The sequence below is a fragment of the Leptolyngbya sp. ST-U4 genome, assembly GCF_039962215.1.
Classification (GTDB): domain Bacteria; phylum Cyanobacteriota; class Cyanobacteriia; order Elainellales; family Elainellaceae; genus Leptolyngbya_A.
This window is the reverse complement of record NZ_JAMPKZ010000015.1, coordinates 42300-62093: the sequence shown is the minus strand read 5'-3', so window position 1 is coordinate 62093 and position 19794 is coordinate 42300. Positions and strand designations below refer to the sequence as shown.

The window sequence follows — 19794 nt, the reverse complement described above, 5'->3', positions numbered from 1 at the left end:
AAGCAAGGAACTGAGACTTCGGTTTGGGAATAACGTACTGCCGCTATCCTGATACCCGTTGTTGCTCAGGATTTTGCTAGGAGCCAATGAAGCCCAGGATTGCCTGTAGGAGCACCTCTGGCTCAACGGGTTTAGGAATATGCTGTTGAAATCCGGCTGCTAGGGCTTGCTGCTGATCGACTTCTCCGGCGTAGGCAGTGAGGGCAATCGCTGGAATTGGACGATCGCCCTGTTCAGCCTCCAATGTTCGGACCTGTCGCAGCAAGGTGTAGCCATCCATCTGCGGCATTCCAATGTCGAGAAGGAGAATATCAGGTTTCGCTTGAGCCAGCACTTGCAAGGCTTCTGGGGCAGAGGAAACCGCAACGACAGAAGCCCCTGCTTCCTTCAGGATGAAGGTCGCTAATTCTAGATTGTCAATTTCGTCATCCACAGCAAGGACTTTAATCCCCTGCAACGACAAGGTGTGATTAACCACGGCTGCCTCCTGGTTTGGGACGGTTGAGGTTGATACGAGGGGGAGTTTGACTGTGAATGTTGCACCTTGCCCTTCTCCGGCACTCTCCGCATGGATTGTACCCCCATGCAGCTCAACAATGTGCTGGGCGATCGCCAGTCCTAGCCCCAATCCTCCAAATGTTCTAGTTGTACTGCTATCTGCCTGACGAAAAGTATCAAAGACAAAAGGTAAGAACTCTGCACTGATGCCTTTTCCCGTGTCTTTGACTTGAATCTGGGCTTGCCCACCCATCGCAGCGAGCTGGATCTCGATTTGACCCTGCTCAGGCGTAAACTTCACCGCATTGGATAATAGATTCCAAACCACCTGTTGCAGGCGCGCTGCATCTCCCAAAACAGGACTAACCTCTGCGGCAATTTGGGTTTGGATCTGAATGTGCTTATCCTCGGCATTTAAGCGAACGGTGTCAATCGCTGCGCTAATAATCGAGGCGGGACTGATTGGACAGCGATTTAAAATCAGCTTGCCTTGCAGGATGCGAGAAATGTCCAGCAAATCTTCGATCAACTGCACTTGTAATTTGGCATTGCGCTCGATCGTTTCAAGGGCGATCGCGGTTCTGTTCGCATCCAGGTTGCCTCGCTGCAATAATTTTGACCATCCCAGAATCGGATTCATCGGCGTTCGCAGTTCATGGGACAGCACTGCCAGAAACTCATCTTTCATTCGATTTGCAGCTTCGGCTTGCGCTCTGGCTCGTTGTTCGGCTTCATAGAGCTGGGCACGCGCGATCGCCTGGGCACACTGCTGCGCGAGCGAGAGCATAAACGCCCGATCGGCTGGCTCAAGCTGGGGGAGCTGGGCAAATGTGACGGATATTCCACCAACTGCCTGCCCCTCAATCATCAAGGGCAGAGAGACCCAGATCGGGTACTTGGCTTGAACGTAGCTTTTTGCCAGGTGCGGATAGTGAGCAATGCGTTCTTCCAGCGTTTCTTCCCACATGGGTTGTCCGGTGCGAACGGCATCCGTTAACGGGGTAGCAACGGTGAGCGAGAAGCGTCGCCATTCTGGAGCAATAGCAATTCCATCGCCGAGATGGTGAATAATCTCCAGTTCGTCTTTTTGTGGAGTGACCAAAGCGACCAGAACTGAGGCAGCATTCACCACCGCCATGGTTTGGTGGGCAATGACTTCTGCAACTTGAACCGGAGTTAATGACTCGGAAAGGGCAGCCGTTACTGCCTGGAGTCGGGTGGTGCGATCGGCAGTTCGTTCTGCTCGCTGGCGTGCCTGTTCTGCCTGCTGATAGAGTCGGGCATTGGCGATCGCCATCGCTGCCCGGTCTGCTAAATCCTGAAACAGGTTTAAATCCTCTTGCGTGTGTGGATCGGCAGGCGCATGACGGGTGAGGCTTAATACCCCGATCGGCTCTCCCTGCACCTTCAATGGAACGAGCAGGGTACTGCGAACTTGAAACCGTTCTAGATAAAGGCGGTATTCCGGTTTAATGACCGCACTAAGCTCTTGCTGCGAAGTGACAGGCATCAGCAGGGGTTCTCCGCTCTGCATCACCCGTCCCCCAATGCCTTCATCAATGCGACGGGGATATTGCTCTAGCAAATCCTTCAGAAAGGCTCGAATTTCTGGGTCGGCGTGATAGCACGAGACAGAATTCAGCGATCGCTCATCGTCTCCAATCAGATTGAGGACACAAACATCCCCCGCTAATTCGCTGGCGAGCCGAGCCACTGTGTCTAGAATGGTTTGCAAGTCCAGGTTGGCTGCCGCAAACGTCTGGGAAGCCTGAGCCAAAAATCGCTGGGTTTGCTCCATCCGCTTCCAATCGTCAATATCGGTGCAGCTGCCAAACCATTTCGTGATCTCGCCGTTCTCGTCCAGCAAAGGGTAAGCTCGCGTTAAATGCCATCGGTAGACCCCATCGGCTCGTCTCAGACGTTGTTCGGCTTGTAGCGTATCTTTATCTGTGACGGCTTTGATCCAGGCGTTAATGAAGCGATCGTGATCACCCGGATGGCGGAAGCTGCCGTTTGCATTCTGGCTTTCTTCCAGAGTTAAGCCTGTGTACTGGAACCACCGCTGGTTGTAGTATTCGGTAAATCCATTCGCTTGAGCCACCCAAACGATCTGCGGAATCGATTCTGCCAGACACCGGAAGCGTTGCTCACTGGCTTCTGCAAATGCCCGTGCCTCTTGCTCTGCCTGATAAAGCTGTGCCCGACGAATCGCTTGAGCACAATGATGTGCTAGGGCAAGGATAAATGCCCGATCTGCTTCGTGGATAGAGTGGGCTTCTGTAAATCCAATGCCTAGCGAACCCAAAACTTTATTTTCAGCAATGAGCGGAATGGCGGCGATCGCACCTGAGGAAATACTGTTTTGCAAAGAAGCCAGTTGAGGATAGGCGGCGATCGCCTCATCTAAAGATTGCAGGAAAACGGGAGTTTGAGTTTGCACTACATGAGCAAGCGGCACAGCAGACGTTATCGGAAACCGCTGCCACATCGACAAAGCATTGGGAGGATGTCCGATTGAACCAAGCAGTTCTAGCTCTTCTCCATTGGTGCTTAGCAGCATCACTAAGCCGCGACAGGCTCCCAGCGCAGCTAAGGCTTGCTCAACAATTACCGTTGCGACATCACTGGAAGTCAGGGCTTCGGAAAGGGCGGCAGTAATGTTTTGTAGGCGAGCCGTGCGATCTGCCGATCGAGCCGCTGCCTCTTCGGCTTGTTTACGATCGCTAATATCAACCGAAACTCCAACGAATCGGGTTGCCTGCCCCTGCTGGTCAAAATAAACTCGCCCCTGGCTGTTAAGCCAACTGATTGTCTGGTCAGGACGAATAATGCGGTATTCCTGGCAGTGCTGTTCCTTCCCAGCTTTTGCCCGCTCCAAGCCTTGAATGATCCGTTCCCGATCTTCAGAATGAATGCTAGAGAAAAAATCTTCTGCGGTTCCAGCTTGAATTCCCCAAACGTTCAGCGCATTGGGAGAGCAAATGACCTGATTTGTCTTCAAATCCACATCCCAAGCCACGATTCGAGCCGAGGAAAGAGCAAGCTGAAGTCGCTCCTCCGTTTGTTTCAGATCCTCTTCAACCTGTTTGATATGAGTGACATCTGAAATTGCTCCCAGGTATCGCTCTGGTGTTCCGTCTGCATTCCGCAAAATATAGGCGCGATCGATAACGTTTGCATACTGTCCATCTGCTCGCTGATAGCGGTATTCATCTCTCCAGCGTTCATCGCCTCTTGTTAAAGCTGCTTCAAAGCTTATCGTCACCCGATCCCGATCGTCTGGGTGAAGGTGCTCAATCCACCACCGGGAAGAATTGCATTCCAGAGGTCGCTTACCCACCAGTTGATCGTATGCCTGGTTCCACCAAACCGAATCTGTTTTGAGATTGCGATCGTAAATCGCGTCATTGGTTGCCTGTAATACCAGAGATAGGCGTTCTTCTGTAATTCGCAAACTTAATTCAGCCTGCTTGCGGTCAGTAATATCGTGGGAAATGCCAATCACCTGGTGGGGTGTGCCTGCTTCCGTTCGCGAGAAGACCAGATCTCGGCTCCATAACCATCGCCATTCACCATTGGCGTGGCGCATCCGGTATTCCCACTCAATGACTTCGCCATCCTGGGCACGATCGAATCGCTCTAGGTGAGCTGGCAGCGTTTCGAGATCGTCTGGGTGCATCAGCGCTGAAAACAGCAAGCTGCCCATTGCCTGAACTTCGTCAGCAGGATATCCCAGAATTTCTCCAATCTGATGATTGACATAGACATTGTGCTGTTTAATCAGGTCATAAATGTAGAGAATTCCGGGGGTTGCATCTGCAACTTGCTGAATGAAGCGTTGGCTTTCTTTGAGTTGTTCCTCGATTTGCTTTCGTTCGTGAATGTCTTGAAAGACGACAACGCTAATGGGTGGACGATCGTACAGGGCGGGCAATACCGCCGCGTCAACAAGTAGCGGGAAAATGCCAGCCGGAGTATGCCAATTAATTTCAGCCCCGGCAATTTTCTCTCCCCGTGTCGCTCGTACTGCCGGAACCTGCTCCGACGGAATGATTTGTCCTGCTGAGTCCGTACAGTAATAATCTCTGTTGTAGGTTGCCCCAATATAAGTTGCCCCAATATCCTTAGCAATATTGATTCCTGCGATCGCGTTGGCGGCTTGATTGGAGAAGATCACCCGCTGTTGCTCTGGGTCAACCAGAATCAAAGGAGTCGGCAGCAGATTGAGCACTGCTTCTAGCCATTGCCGTTCGTCCGTTTGTTCCTGCGATCGCAACGCTTCAATCCTTTGCTGAAGCTCAGCAACCTGGTCCTGCAACTGTTTATTGTGCTGTTGTAATGCAGCGATTTGTTTTGCCAGCAGTGCTTCTGGAAATTGAGTATCCGGCACTGTCACAGATTCGGAGAGACAGCTTGCCTTTCCATGGTTAGAAGTAATTGTATTTCCAGCACAGCAGTGGCACTGAGAGTGCCGGGCATACCGCTCAACCAGCTCAGAGCGAGAAACGCCCATCTCTTTTGACTGTTGCTCAAGCAACTGCCAGGCAGTGTTCGTTAAAGATAACTTGACTGCTTGTTTGGATTCTCCCCGCCAAGCCTGAGTGAACTTGCCAGTTTTATCGCGCTTCATTGAGGTACTGCCCGTATGCCCATATGGCTTTCATCAATTAAATCCTGTCAAAGATACGCAATCAATCCATCTCAAGACGGAAGACCTATATCCGCAACCATGCATAAGGCTTTGTAGCAAATAATGCTTGATGACAGAAGTCAATTGTGTCGCAAGAATTGGGTTAATGGTAAGGTAGGCGAGAAAGGTTACTGACTCACCCTTGGCTACCTCACCCTTTACTGATTCACCCTTGAACGTCTATTTCTGCTCTATTCGGGCGGGGGAACGCTACATTCAGGAAACAAGATTTGGTCGGCACTTTGCGGAGCGATTGGGCTGTTAACAAACGACCCAACCCCGTTGTGGGTCAGGGAGATCCGTTTCTAGCCGTTTTCGGTATCCCTCTTCCAGGTTTTTGCAACCCACTGGACAAATGATCTTGCTGCCCTTATCGAGAGTACTGATTTCCTTCCCCTTGGTTCACAGGCTGAATCGCGAGTAGCAATTGCCCTGCGGTTACGGTTTGCCCCGATCGACAAAATACCTTGGTAATTGTCCCAGTACACTCTGCATCCACAGCAATTTCCATTTTCATCGCTTCGAGAATTACGAGACGATCGCCTTCAGCAACCCGATCGCCAGGCTGTACCAGAACTTGCCAGACGTTAGCAGAAATATGACTCACCACCGCTTCTACATCATCGGGAAGCAGGGTTTCAGACGTTTCGGTTTCGGGCTGAGCCGCCTCCAAAATTTCTTGCTGGGTAAATTCTCCTGCCGCAGCCCAGCGATCGCGTTCAGCCGCAAAAGCAGCCTGCTGTTTGGCTCGAAAGGCAGCAATGTCTTCTGCGTTCGCCCCCAGAAAGTTCTGATACTGCTGCAAACTAAAGGTTTCTTCCTGGATGTCAAGCTTGACTTTGCCCTGAATCACGTCTTCCCGATAACTTAGCAATTCTTCTGGTGAAACGGGAAAGAAGCGAATTTGATCAAAAAAGCGCAGCAGCCAGGGCTGGGTAAAATCCTGGGTGCTTCGGTAGCGATTCCATACGGGAACGGTACGCCCCACAAACTGATAGCCCCCCGGACCTTCCATGCCATAGATACAAAGATAGGCTCCGCCAATGCCCACTGCGTTTTCGGGTGTCCAGGTGCGGGCAGGGTTGTATTTTGTCGTCACGAGCCGATGGCGCGGATCCAGGGGAGTGGCAACGGGTGCGCCGAGATAGACATCGCCCAAGCCCAACACCAGATAGCTCGCGTTAAACACAATATCCCGCACCTGCTCAGTGCTGTCTAAGCCATTGATGCGGCGAATAAACTCAATATTGCTGGGACACCAGGGCGCATCGGGTCGCACCGACTGCATATATTTCTGAATTGCAAGCTGCGTCGATTCGTCGTTCCAGGACAAAGGCAGATGCACAATCCGAGTAGGCACCTGCATCGCATCAATGTCAGGCAACTCAGACTCTGCGGCAATTAATCTTTCAATAAGCTCCTGAACGGGCAGCACACGGCTATCGTAGTGAACCTGAAGCGATCGAATTCCGGGGGTGAGATCGATAATGCCCGGAAAATGATTTGCCTTTAGCCAGTCCATCAGGGCATGAACCCGAAACCGTAAGTTTAAATCGAGGACTAAGGGACCGTATTCAATCAGCAGGTTTTTGTCGCCGGACTGCCGATAGGTCACTGCGATTTGAGTGGAGGAGAGGGGGAGGTGGTGGAGGATCGGTGAGTGGGTGGAAGAGATCAGGAAAGGAGGGGATGGAGAGGGAGACGATTCCTGCGCTGCCTGACTGCGGAGCGTTTCGATCTGGTGATCCTGCGATCGTTCCCGCTCCAGGGCTTCTTGGGCAGTGAGGCAGTAGAACTGCACGGTGTCGCCGGGTTTGAGCTGTCCGATTTTCCAGAGTTCGGACTGGACGATCGTGGCAGGGCAGACAAAGCCGCCTAAGCTGGGGCCATCGTGTGCCAGGATAATGGGCATATCGCCGGTGAAATCGATCGTGCCGATCGCGTAGGCATTGTCATGGATATTGGAGGGATGAAGCCCGGCTTCGCCACCGTCGGTTCTTGCCCAGCGGGGTTTGGGTCCGATTAGCCGGATTCCAGTGCGGGCGGAGTTGTGGTGAATGAGCCAGCGCGTGGAGAACAGCATCTCGATATCCGCTTCGGTAAAGAAGTCAGGGGCACCGTGAGGTCCATAGAGTACGCCGATTTTCCATTCGTGGGTGTAGGACGGAATCAGCTCGGTTGGTAGGGGGGCAGGAGCTAGAGGGTCAGGAACTGTGCCAGATGATGCGGATGCGCTGCCCGTTTCGAGCCTCAAGACATCTCCAGTTCGCAGGGTGCGTCCGCTATGTCCGCCAAATTGTCCCAGGGTGAAGGTCGATCGGCTGCCCAGATATTCGGGCACGTCAAATCCGTGCTGGACGGTAACATAAGTGCGGTAGCCTGCTCCCTCGATCGCTCTTAGTTTGAGCGTGCTGCCTGCGGTAACAGGAACTGCAGCCCAGTAGGGCACGGGCTGACCGTTGAGCGTGGCTTTCATCGCCGCTCCAGTGAGACAAATGACCGTATCGCAGTTAAAGTGCAGCGTGGGACCCATGACGGTGCATTCCAGCCCTGCTGCGGATTCCGGATTGCCCAAAATTCGGTTTGCCAGACGAAACGCCAGATGATCCATTGGGCCTGAGGGCGGCACGCCGATATCCCAGTAGCCCGTGCGCCCAGGATAATCCTGAATGGTGGTGTAGGTTCCAGGATTGAGAACATCGATCGTGCGCGGCTGGTATTGAAACTGATTCAGGTATCGTGTGCTGACCAATCCATTGACGAATTGAGGGCTGGCAATCACCTGCCGCAAATAGGCCAGATTAGTTTCGATGCCTGCAATCTCTGATGCCTGAAGGGCGGTTTGCAGTTGAGCGATCGCCTCTTCTCGCGTTTTGCCCTGTACGATCACCTTTGCCAGCAGCGGGTCGTAAAAGGGCGTCACTTCTGTTCCGGTTTCAATCCAGGCATCGCAGCGAACCCGGTCTGGAAAACGAACGACACTCAATAAGCCTGCGCTCGGCTGAAAGTTTTTGTGGGCATCCTCGGCATAGATTCGCACCTGGATCGAGTGTCCCTGAAACTGCGGACGATCGTGCAGAAAAGCAGTATCACCTGCCGCCAGCAGCACCATCCACTCGACGAGATCAATCCCACTGACCATCTCCGTCACGCCATGTTCGACCTGGAGGCGAGTGTTTACTTCCAGGAAGTAGAACTGCTGCTGGTCGACGTCCAACACAAATTCAACTGTGCCCGCCGATCGGTAATTGACTGCCTGTCCCAGTCGCACCGCACAGTCAGAAAGCTGCTGCCTCAGCGCATCGCTAATTCCAGGAGCAGGGGTTTCTTCAATCACTTTCTGGTTGCGTCGCTGTGTCGAACAGTCACGCTCTCCCAGCGCAATCACATTACCGCAACCGTCTCCAAAAATTTGAACTTCGATGTGTCTTGCCGTTTGAATATATTTCTCTAAAAAGATTCCTTTTTGCTTAAAATTTGCTTGACTCAGACGGTCTACTTTTTTAAACGCATCAATTAACTCTGTTTCAGAGAAGCAAACCTGCATACCAATGCCGCCGCCGCCTGCCGTGCTTTTCAGCATCACCGGATAGCCGATCGCCTCCGCTTCTTTTCTTGCGATCTCCCCATCTTCGAGTAGCCCAGTTCCAGGCACAAGCGGCACTCGATGCTGCTCTGCCAGTTCACGTGCCCGATGCTTTAATCCAAAGGCACGAATTTGCTCAGGGGTAGGACCGATAAACGCGATGCCTGCGGCTTCACAGGCGGCAGCAAATTCAATGTTCTCACTCAAAAAGCCATAGCCCGGATGAATTGCCTGCGCTCCGGTTTGCTGTGCTGCTTCCAGAATTCGATCGAACCGGAGATAGCTTTCTGCCGCTGGGGATGCACCAATCCACACAGCTTTGGTTGCCATCATGACATGCTGAGCATGAGCATCTGCGTCTGAATACACTGCCACGGATGCAATACCGAGGCGATCGAGTGTCCGAATAATCCGGCAGGCAATTTCGCCGCGATTGGCAATGAGAACTTTGGTGAACATTGGTTTTCTACCCTTCCCAGATAATGATCCGAATCGGCGTGGGATTGTACGCATTACAGGGATTATTGATCTGGGGACAGTTTGAAATCGCAACCAGCGTATTCATCTCTGCTCGCAGGTCAACAATGCTGCCAGGGGCAGAAATGCCGTCCACAATTTCGAGTGTACCGTCCTCAGAAACCGGGACGTTCATAAAAAAGTTGATGTTGCTCACCATATCCCGCTTGCCTAAACCGTAAGGTGCGAGCGCAGTCAGGAAATTTTCGACGCAGGCGTGCTGATAGCGTTTGTCCAGTCCAAACCGCACCGAATTGCTTTCGCAGCTACAGGCTCCGCCTGAGGTGTCATGTCGTCCGCAGGTGTCATTCAGAATGGTCATCAGCACTCGACCATCATTTGAAATCAGTTTGCTGCCCGTCGTCAGATAAAGATTGCCCTGAGCCACGGTTGTATCCTGGGCACTGTAACGCTCAGACGGATCATCAGCACTGTAAACCAGGAAATCAACTGCCTGATTGCCGCCCAGATCTTCGATTCGCATGATCTGTCCCTGCTTGAGCACCCGCGACCAGGGATGCCGGGCAGGAACCACTTCGTCGTAAATTGCAGTTTTGGGATCGAGCTGGGTTGATGTTGTCGTCATGGTTTTATCCCTTTCAATTAATCCCTTTCAGTTAGTCTTGAGCAAACAAAGCATCTGTATTGACAAAGCCGCGCTCTGCTTCAGGATTGGCAGTCCGGCAGAGGTCATCGGCGGCGGGAGCAGGGGAGTTCCAGACTGTGACTTGAATGGCTTTGGGTTCGTAAACGGTGCTGGGGTGCAGCGGATGGGGACAGTTCGAGAGGACGACCAGCACATTCATTTCGGCGCGGAGATCGATAAAGCTTCCCGGTTTCTCGGCTCCCTGCACAAGAGTCATTTTGCCGTCTGGCTCGATCACCACTCGCGTAAACAGGTTGAGGTTGGGTGGGATATCGCGCTTACTCAGCCCATATCGCGTCACAGCTCTGCGGAAACTATCGCGAGCGTTAACCCAAAAATCACCTTCCCCATATTTCGCCGCATTACTGGCGGCATTGCTGCACCCGCCGAACAGGTCATGATAGCCAGACGTATCTTCGGTAATCGAGAACAGCACGCGCCCCATGTCGGAATAAATCACCATGCCCTTTTTCAGGAAGGCATTGAACTGAATTTTGGCAGTATCGGCAACGTTGAGTCGCTCGATCGGATTATCAGCGTTGTAGCAAATGAGAGAAACGCCCTGAGAGCCTTCTAAATCAGTGATGCGCAAAGTATTGCCCCGTTTGATCACGCCATGCCAGTACGCGCTACCGGGCAATTTTTCATCGCGCAGAATCAAACCCGGATCGAGGCGAAGCACTGCTCCGTCAGGGGGAGTCGTCTCTGGAGATGAATCTGAGTTCGGCAAATCTGAGTTCGGCAAAACAGATGATTGCGCCATAGAATCCTCCGGTTTCGGTTGAATGATCAGTTAAAACAGAAATGAAACAAAAAACGAAACTGAAAAGAAGGAACTAGAATCACGCTGCCTTCAATAACAAAGCCCAGGAGTGACCAACAGTTACTCAAGTCCTGTATGGTTCTCCCGGGCTTTTTTCCCGCCGTGTGACTAACCTGGCTTCAAAGCTAGAAGCTCAAGCTAGCTGCTTCTCTTGGACCAGCCATCACGCCAATTACAGCCCGATCGGAACCCTAGAAGCGAATCCTATTCAGTTGCGATTGAATTCAATTTTGATTCAGCCTATGTTAGATAAAACCGCTTTTGGCAACATTAGTCAAGCCCAATGAATCATTCAACGGGTGATTGAGGGGTGAGCCTGGGACTCAATGCCAGCGGGTTGATTTCGCTTATATTAGCTCATAAGTCACTGTGGCAGCGGCAAACGAGGTTCTCTCGGCACGATCGTAGGTGGGCTAAAAGCAGGCTTAAACCTGAAAGGAATATTGGGTTTTTAATAGCTTTAATACTTGAACGGTTTTCGTGTCATTGACCTCTGGTTTCGATCGGAGATCAGACAAAAACCGGAGTAGGGTTTCGTTAGTGTCGTAGGTGACTTCCAAAAACAGGTCATAGTCACCTGTGACAAAAGCCACATAGCTAACAGAGTCTAGCCTCGTGAGCTCTTGGGCAATTTGCTGAGCCGCTACCAGATTGGTTAGCTTGACTTCAACCAGGGCAATCTGCCTGAATCCAAGCTTATCTGGATTGAGATACGCCTGAATTTTAATTGCATTGAACTCTAGCAAACGCTGGACTCGATTGCGAATCGTTGCTTCTGAAACGCCGGCTCGTTTCGCGATCTCCGTGAATGCCATGCGTCCATCTTGATGTAGAAGTTGCACCACTCGAATATCTAGCTCATCGAGTGGTAAACGATCGCTTTCCTGATTTGGTGTTGATTCAGTCATAGCGCCTGCTGATTCTTTACGGTGATGAGGCATGCAGCCAAAACGAAAGGCGAAAATAGCTAGCTTAAAACTACGAAAATCGTACTAAATTTAGCATAATCATATCAATTTTAATAGAAAATGGAAGTTTTTCTGCGATTTGTAACAGTAAATACAGCTTTAAATTTCTGTCATCGCTAAGTTGAAACCTGAAGCTCAATCTGTTTTCAATCTGTATCTTGGTCTGTATTTTAATTTGTATTTCAATTGTCCTTGTGCAGGTATTCCAAACTTTGGTAATAAGCAAGTGGTAGTAAGCAAATGATGGCAAGTGCTGTTCCTGGCTGGCTAAGAGGACTCTGGAAACGGTTGTCGATCGAAACTGGAGACGGACAGCGCGACACTGAAACACAGGTGTTTTATCTGCAAACTTCGACCTGTTTTGGAGATTTGCGAATTCCAATCGATCGCCCTGGCTTGACCCAGGCAAGCTTCTCGTCTCTGGCTTTAGCCGATGCTCTGGCACTATCACGCCAGCAGGGATTTGCAGGCATTACCCAGTTTGAGCAGGGATGCTGTCAGTGGATGAGATATATCGATTACCAGCCGCCACAGCCTGTTCGGGATATCGGATTGCTGTATTGGGACAATGACATTTTGATCGAGGAAGGAATTGATCAAATATATCGGGAAGAATGGCAAAAGGTGGACGATGGCAATGGTGATTATACGGCTCTAGTTCTAACTGAAGCTTTAACTGACGATCCTTCATCCCATTCTGCTACAAACTGGCAAGCCAGCTTGGTCATTGCCGGAGATTATTTTGTTTACACCCAGAATCGATCGTTTTCCTTACCGTCAAATGGCTCCCTAACCGATTGCCTCCTTCAGGCCACCGCCCCTGAAAAACAGCAAGACTATCTTGCCTGCGAAATTTCGTTTGGGCGTTGTCGATCGGGTCGAGTCCCGTGGGAAATTCAGCGATCGACGATACCCTGGCGCGAAGGCTCTGCTCTGTGGTCTGCGTCAGATTTGACAATTGACCTGGAGAACCAGCGAGTTTTGCAGGCTACTCATCAGAATGATAGTGATGAGGTTGAGAGGAAAATGCAGCAGGAAATCCGAGAATGGCAAATCTGGGAATGGGGTACGGGCCAGGTATTTGTTTTCTAAGTTAGGGCTGAGACATCGTTTCGATTTAGTTTCGATACAGTTTAATTTATCTTCTGGTATCCCTTATGGTGATTAGTCTGAGTAACATTTCCAGTCAAAAGAAAAGCACGTTTTTTGCTGCGCCTCTGTACACCTCCGCCGCGCTCTTGACGTTTGAGCAGCAGCATATTTTTCGGCAAACCTGGCTTTATATTGGACGAGCCGAGGAACTCATGCAGTCGGCAACCGTTAGGGCGATCGAGGTTGCTGGAACCAGCGTCTTGATCACTCACGGCAAAGATGGCAATCTTCGCGCGTTTCACAATGTCTGCCCGCACCGAGCCGCCCTGTTTTGCAGTGAGGCGGGGCTGTATCAGCTCAAGCATCTGATTTGTCCTTATCATGCCTGGACTTACAGCTTAGAAGGTGATTTGGTGGGTGTTCCCCGGGAAGAACGGTTTGCGTCTGAGTTTTGTCGATCGGACTACCCGCTAACGCCAGTTCGATTGGAGCAGTGGCAGGATTTTGTGTTTCTCTGCTTTTCAGATGCTGCTCCGCCGCTAATCGAGTTTTTGGGCAGCATCCCTGCCGCGCTAAACGAGCACTTTACCCCCCAAACAACCCTGCTGCTACAAAAGCAATATTCGGTGCAGTGTAACTGGAAGGTGTATCACGACAATACCCTGTGTGACTATCACGTTGCCGTGGCGCATCGCACGACGCTGGATGTTGTTCAGGGTCCGGTGAGCCGTTACCAGCATGAATTTGATGCATTTGTGAATCTGCTGTACACACCAACAACCAAGGATTGGCGATCGCAGAATTCGGTGCTCGCGGAACTCAACGATCGCAGTCGTGAGGGCTTCTTTACCTTTGGCATCTTTCCAAATCTGCATCTGCTGGCATTGCCCAATGGAGTGATTGCTTGGCTCCGCATCGACCCGGTGAGCGTAGACCAGAGCCTGCTCAACCTGGAGATCTACGGGGTGCCTGAACTCAGTCCGTCGATCGATCAGCTATCGCAAGACTTTGAAAGCTTTACCGCAGAAGATATGGCAATTACTGAAAGTGTGCAACGAGGCTATGCGAGCGGGGCATATCATTCAGGCCCGGTAAATCAGCTAGAAGATCGTATTGTGCACCAGCAGCAAATCATTTGGCAGTATTTGCAGGCAGGGTTGCAGCGCGCTCGATCCAGCGTTTCTCCAGAAATCGCAGCACTGTTGTCAGATTAATCTCTTAGGCTAACAGCTCGGCGATTGTTGCCTCAATCAAAGCGGTATCTGCGGCGTTATATCCTGGTCCTCCGGCACAATGTCCCCAAATTGACTGCATAATTCTTAATTCGGCACTCGGCATGTGCGCCACTTCGATCGCATTATCTTCCGGTGGAAAGTACAAATCAGTCGCGCTGGGCATCACGATCGCCTTTGCCCGAATCGATCGCAGTGCCAGGGCAAAATCGCCTTTGTAAAGCGAATTGTTGCTGATGTCCCCGTGCTGCCACGTCCAGAGCATGGCTAGCAGGTCATTGGCATCCCAACTGAGATGATCGTCTTCCCACCATTTCAGCAGGGCTTCCACCGTCTCGAATCCCAATTCTCGATATAGCCCTTCTCGATAAAATGCCTGTGAATATGCCCACCCTGCATACACCCGTCCAAATGCCTTAAGTCCTGCCGTTGGTGGCTCGGTGTAACGCCCGTTTTGCCAGGTGGCATCGGCAGTCAAAGCCGCCTTTACCCCTTCTAGAAACACGCGATTATGCACCGAGGTTTTTGCCGAACCGCAGTAGGGAAAAATGCGCTCAACGCGATCGGGATACAGGGCTGCCCAGTGATATGCCTGCTGCGCTCCCATCGACCAGCCCAGAACCAGGGCAATGCGCTCAATGCCAAACTGTTCGGTAATCAGGCGGAACTGACACTGAATGTTGTCGTACAGCGTCACGTGGGGAAATGCCGCACCGTCTGGAATATTTGTGGCTAAAGTATTGCTGGCTAAAATATTGCTGGGCGAGGAGGACAGCCCATTACCAAACAAATTGGGCACGATGATGAAATAGCGATCGGGGTCAAGGGCTCGGCCAGAGCCAATCAGAACTGCATTGCTACGATGGGTTCCCGTGTAGTGGGTCGGAAAAATAATCACATTATCTTTTTGAGCATTCAGCGTCCCGTAGGTGGCATAGGCAAGTTTTGCATCAGGCAAAATCTCACCCGATTGGAGCTGAACGTTTCCCAACTCATAGACTTCGTAGTCGATCGCCATATTTTTTGCTAAGGATCACGGATTCAATAAGCTTTAATTCTCCATCTGAAGTGCTTCTGGTGGGTGCTGTTCTGTTGGTGCTCTTTGATGGGGCGGTATTCTAAGTACTGGACAAAAGCTTGCAAAGACTGAGTAGGAGAGGGTTTCATGGGAATTACCACATTCATCCATAAAACCCTCATGAACCAGATTACTCTAATCCAAAAAGCATTGCAGCCCCACTTGAGGTGGCACAGAGCACGAGTCGCTTTTCTAGCACTGTTCCTGGTCGCCTTATTTCGGGTCAAAACGGTGAACTTGACCCAATTGGCAACTGCATTCATGGGTCAAGCCAAACTGGAATCAAACTACAAACGCCTGCAACGGTTTTTGGGTGAGTTTGAGTTGGATTATCATCGCATCGCCTACTTCGTGGTTGAACTGATGGAAATTCCTCAACCCTGGATATTGTCTGTAGACCGGACAACTTGGGAGTTTGGCAATTGTGTCCACAATATCTTGATGCTGGGAGTCGTTCACAAGGGCGTTGCCTTTCCCCTACTCTGGTGGATGCTGGATAAAAAAGGCAACTCCAATACCAATGAACGGATTGACTTATTGGAGGAGTTTTTTCAGGTGTTTCCCGAGGTTGAAGTGGAATACCTGACGGCAGACCGGGAGTTTCTGGGACAGGATTGGTTTGGGTATTTGTTAGAGCAAGGCTTCGTTGAATTCCGCATCCGAATTCGGGAAAGCGACAAACTAGAGAATGGTCGTCAATCGCTGAAAGCTAAAGTCGTCTTCAGTCCTCTAAAGGCTGGACAACAACAAGTGTTACGTCATCGTCGTCAGGTTTGGGGACATTGGGTTTACGTCAGTGCGTTACGGCTTGAGGATGGGAAATTGTTGATTGTCGTCACCAACCATCGTCCCCATTGTGCCATTGCGGATTACGGTAAAAGGTGGGCGATTGAAACCCTGTTCGGTTGTCTGAAAACCCGAGGATTTTGTTTAGAGTCTACTCACCTGAAAGACCCGGAGCGTCTTAGTCGGATGATCGCACTCCTGACCATTGCCTTATGTTGGGCATTCCGTACTGGGGAATGGCTAGCCGAACAAAAGACAATTCCAATCAAAAAACATGGACGTAGAGCCAAGAGTATCTTTCGCTATGGTTTTGACCACCTGCGTCAAATATTACTGAATCTGGAGGTGTTCGCCGATGAGTTTTTCCACGTTCTGCAATTTTTGTCCTGTACTTAGGGCGGTATTACACAATTGTCTTTGCTCCGTCTACCACGATCGATGCTCCATGCATCAGGGCAGGGGCATCTGCCGCCAAAAACAGCGCAACCTGAGCGATTTCTTCGGGTGTTCCCAATCGACCGATCGGCATGGTGGCAATTCCCTGATTCCTGGCTTCAACGGGGTCTGAATCAACGTTAAATTCCTGTTGCAGCATTGGGGTATCGATCGGACCAGGACAGAGCGCATTAATCCGAATATTGGCTTGGGCATATTCCAGTGCCAGGGCACGGGTAAAGGACAACACGGCTCCCTTACTGGCGCAATAGGCAGCATAGAAGGGCTGTGCCACGATCGCTAATTCTGAAGCAGTATTGATAATCACGCCATGACCCTGCTGCTGCATCTTGGGAATGGTTTGCTGGCAAAGGGAAAACACCGAAAGAAAATTGACCGTCATGATTTGTTCTAGAGTGGCATGATCAGTCTGGTCAAAGGGAAGGACGGCAGAAATGCCCACATTGTTATAAAGAACATCAATCCGTCCATAGGTGCGCCAGCAGGCTTCTACGGCTTCGGCACACTGAGCAACGATCGATAAATCGGCGGCGTAAAACTCAAACTGATAGCTCTGGGCAAGTAGTTCTGCGGCAAAGGCTTCTCCGGCTGCGACATTTCGATCGATTCCAAAGACGATCGCGCCCTGTTCGCAAAAGAGCTTAGCAGCGGCTTTGCCAATTCCCGAACTGATACCCGTGATAATCGCAACTTTATCCTGAAGTCGATTCATTAGCCAATCTAAAATGAACTTACTGAGCGATGACTTTAGCGAACCCAATCCCTGATCAAAGCGAACTCATGACCTCGATCACCTGGTCAGAAGTCGTAACGCTGCCAAAAAGACCGCCCTCTATTTTGACCATTTCGATCGCTGCCCAATGCAGCCGCTCATCGCTTTCTGCGCAGCAATCCTCCAGCAGCAGGGTATCATAGCCGCGATCGCTCGCTTCTCTGAGGGTGGTATGTACACAGACGGCAGTTGTCACCCCGCAAAGAATCACGTTCCGAATGCCTCGCTGCCGCAGCAAATGATCCAGATCAGTGGCATAGAACGCTCCGCTTCCTGGCTTATCGATAATCGGTTCTCCCGGTTGAGGACTCAGTTCGGGAATAATATCCCAGCCTGTCTCGCCGCGAACCAGCAATCGTCCCATCGGACCTTCGCTGCCAATTGCAGCACCCGCTTTTTCGTTGCGCCAACGTTTTGTTGCAGGCAGATCCAGCAAATCCGATCGATGTCCTTCCCGGGTGAAAAAGACCGAAAACTGCTTTGCCCTTGCAGCGGCTAACAGGCGTTGAATTGGGGCAATGGGGGCTTGGGTCAGAGAAATATCATATCCCTTTTTTGCCAGGTATCCGCCCGGACTGCAAAAATCTGCCTGCATATCAATCACGAGAATCGTAGTGTTGTGCGGCTGCAAATTGCCGTCATACGGAAAAGGATGAGGATCAGCCGGAATATACATAATTGGGAAAGTCTTGATGAGACAAAGATAAGACAAACCAGTACAAAATCTTTTAATTCTAAGCCGAGCCAGAATCAATATTTCGAGCTGTGATGAGGGAAGACGAGGAACAGAAGGACAGGAAGAATAATAGTTGTTTCAACGGTCATCATTCTCACTCTATGCAATGAGCATGATCGATGTAAACAAACTTAATTGATTCGGATTGACCGCGATCGATAACATTCCTTGTATATGTTGATACAAAACTGTTCAACCCGACTCAATACACTACAAGGCTGTGCTGTGATCGTGCATCGGTGTTGAGGCCGCTCATTTTTTTGAAAATATCGTGCGGTTCAATTAAGAAATCCGTTAACCGATTGACTAAATATTGCGATACATTGCGATCGCCTTTTGCAAAAGTATCCAGAATAACCCAGTGAAAGTTTCTAAATTTTCTCTGCTCGTCTTCACCCTACCGCTTTTCTAATGGCTCAACTTTTATCTCCCGAACTGGAATCGCTCAAATCAACCCTGGAAGCGCAGGGAGTTAAATATGCACTGGCAAGTTTTGTGGATATTCATGGTATGTGCAAAGCCAAAGCCGTGCCTCTGTCCCATTTCGGTCAAATGATGCGAGGTTCGGAACTGTTTACAGGAGCTGCGCTAGACGGTGTACCGCAGGATGTTAGCGATGAAGAAGTTGCAGCAATGCCTGATCCTGCCTCTGCCACAATCTTGCCCTGGAACTCGGAAATTGCTTGGTTTGCTAGCGATCTCTACCTGGAAGGAAAACCGTTTGAGGCGTGCTGCCGCAGTATTTTGAAAAGAGTGCTGGCACAAGCCGCAGAGATGGGCTTCGGCTTTAATTTGGGAATTGAAACGGAGTTCTTTATTCTCAAAGAAACAGCAGACGGTAAGCCAATTCCAATTAGCGATCGCGATGTGCTGCATAAACCCTGTTACGACGTGCAAGGGCTGCTAGACAACTATGCCTGGGTGACAGAAATTGTCGAGGCAATGAATCAGCTCGGCTGGGATGTGTATTCGTTTGACCACGAAGACGGCAACGGACAGTTTGAAACCGACTTCGCCTACACCGATGCCCTGACAATGGCGGATCGCTTCACGTTCTTCCGGCTGATGGTGAAGGAAATTGCTCGCAAACACGGCTTTTTTGCCACTTTTATGCCCAAACCTTTTGCCAACCGCACGGGCAGCGGCGCACACTATAATATGTCGCTGGCAGACCTGGAGACGGGCAAAAATCTGTTTGAGTCCGCAGACGATCCGCGTGGCTGTGGGTTATCGAAGCTGGGCTATCAGTTTATTGCGGGCGTCTTGCGTCATGCTCCGGCGATCTGTGCGACGATCGCTCCTACGGTCAACAGCTACAAACGCCTGATTGCCCGAGGCAGTATGTCGGGCTTTACCTGGGCACCCATTTACATTTGCTACGGCAACAATAACCGGACGAACATGCTGCGAATTCCGCTGGGTGGCGGCAGGGTCGAGTGTCGTGCGGCAGATATCTCTACCAACCTGTATCTGGGGGCAGCGATGATTTTGGCAGCCGGACTGGAAGGAATTCGCGAAGGACTCGACCCGGGTGAGCCGCACACCGAAAATATGTACAAGCAGTCCCTCGCAGACCTGCAAGACATGGGAATTCGCTTTTTGCCGCGCAACTTGGAAGAAGCGATCGCCGCCTTTGCCGCAGATCCTTTAAGCGAGCAGGTGATGGGGTCGCTGATGTACCGGACGTATATCGACTTTAAATCGCAGGAATGGCAGGCGTATCACAACCACGTTTCCGACTGGGAGATTCAGCGGTATCTCAAGTTCTTCTAGTCAGGACGATTCTCCTCGTTGGGGGAATTGCTCATGGATTGCTCGTTTCATTGTTTATTTCATGAACTCAAGGAGGAAATACCGCGAGTGGCTCACTCTAGCACGACCGAACCAGGCAGTCCTAATTTTGCTCCGCTCCCGT

12 protein-coding genes are annotated in these 19794 nt (G+C 50.8%); 4 read left to right on the top strand and 8 right to left on the bottom strand.

Translation table 11 applies throughout. The features are described from left to right. Positions 1-76: 76 nt before the first annotated feature. From NDA02_RS19370 to NDA02_RS19350, 5 genes are all read right to left on the bottom strand, one after another. On the bottom strand, positions 77-5128 hold the full coding sequence (locus NDA02_RS19370; protein ID WP_190790276.1) for a PAS domain-containing protein: 5052 nt from the start codon (positions 5126-5128) through the stop codon (positions 77-79). Positions 5129-5558: 430 nt separating this feature from the next. Further along, complete coding sequence (gene uca, locus NDA02_RS19365; RefSeq protein ID WP_348255659.1) at positions 5559-9233, bottom strand: urea carboxylase; 3675 nt, start codon at positions 9231-9233, stop codon at positions 5559-5561. Positions 9234-9240: 7 nt separating this feature from the next. After that, complete coding sequence (locus tag NDA02_RS19360; protein ID WP_190791624.1) at positions 9241-9876, bottom strand: urea amidolyase associated protein UAAP2; 636 nt, start codon at positions 9874-9876, stop codon at positions 9241-9243. A 31-nt stretch (positions 9877-9907) separates the two neighbouring features. Beyond that, positions 9908-10699 carry an urea amidolyase associated protein UAAP1 gene (locus tag NDA02_RS19355; RefSeq protein ID WP_348255658.1) on the bottom strand — a complete coding sequence of 264 codons (792 nt, stop codon included), beginning with the start codon at positions 10697-10699 and terminating at the stop codon, positions 9908-9910. Positions 10700-11184: 485 nt separating this feature from the next. Further along, entirely contained in the window at positions 11185-11667 is a 483-nt protein-coding gene (locus tag NDA02_RS19350) for an Lrp/AsnC family transcriptional regulator (protein WP_348248015.1), read from the bottom strand. Between the two features lie 303 nt (positions 11668-11970). On the opposite strand from NDA02_RS19350, the gene NDA02_RS19345 reads away from it, so the two are divergent. Further along, positions 11971-12819 (top strand): hypothetical protein, encoded by an 849-nt coding sequence (locus NDA02_RS19345; protein ID WP_348255657.1) that lies wholly within the window; start codon positions 11971-11973, stop codon positions 12817-12819. Between the two features lie 65 nt (positions 12820-12884). Next, a complete protein-coding gene (locus NDA02_RS19340; protein ID WP_348255655.1) occupies positions 12885-14033 on the top strand; it encodes an aromatic ring-hydroxylating dioxygenase subunit alpha in 1149 nt (382 codons plus the stop codon). A gap of 4 nt (positions 14034-14037) precedes the next feature. Here NDA02_RS19340 and NDA02_RS19335 read toward each other — a convergent pair whose 3' ends face one another. Next, positions 14038-15069 (bottom strand): alpha/beta fold hydrolase, encoded by a 1032-nt coding sequence (locus tag NDA02_RS19335; protein WP_348255653.1) that lies wholly within the window; start codon positions 15067-15069, stop codon positions 14038-14040. A 180-nt stretch (positions 15070-15249) separates the two neighbouring features. Between NDA02_RS19335 and NDA02_RS19330 the strand changes: the two genes are divergently transcribed. Beyond that, complete coding sequence (locus tag NDA02_RS19330; protein WP_348255675.1) at positions 15250-16311, top strand: IS4 family transposase; 1062 nt, start codon at positions 15250-15252, stop codon at positions 16309-16311. A gap of 7 nt (positions 16312-16318) precedes the next feature. Here NDA02_RS19330 and NDA02_RS19325 read toward each other — a convergent pair whose 3' ends face one another. Then, complete coding sequence (locus NDA02_RS19325; RefSeq protein ID WP_190791556.1) at positions 16319-17083, bottom strand: SDR family oxidoreductase; 765 nt, start codon at positions 17081-17083, stop codon at positions 16319-16321. Positions 17084-17138: 55 nt separating this feature from the next. Next, a complete protein-coding gene (locus tag NDA02_RS19320; RefSeq protein ID WP_190791557.1) occupies positions 17139-17819 on the bottom strand; it encodes an isochorismatase family cysteine hydrolase in 681 nt (226 codons plus the stop codon). Positions 17820-18290: 471 nt separating this feature from the next. Between NDA02_RS19320 and glnT the strand changes: the two genes are divergently transcribed. After that, positions 18291-19652 (top strand): type III glutamate--ammonia ligase, encoded by a 1362-nt coding sequence (glnT, locus tag NDA02_RS19315; protein WP_190791558.1) that lies wholly within the window; start codon positions 18291-18293, stop codon positions 19650-19652. Positions 19653-19794 lie beyond the last annotated feature (142 nt).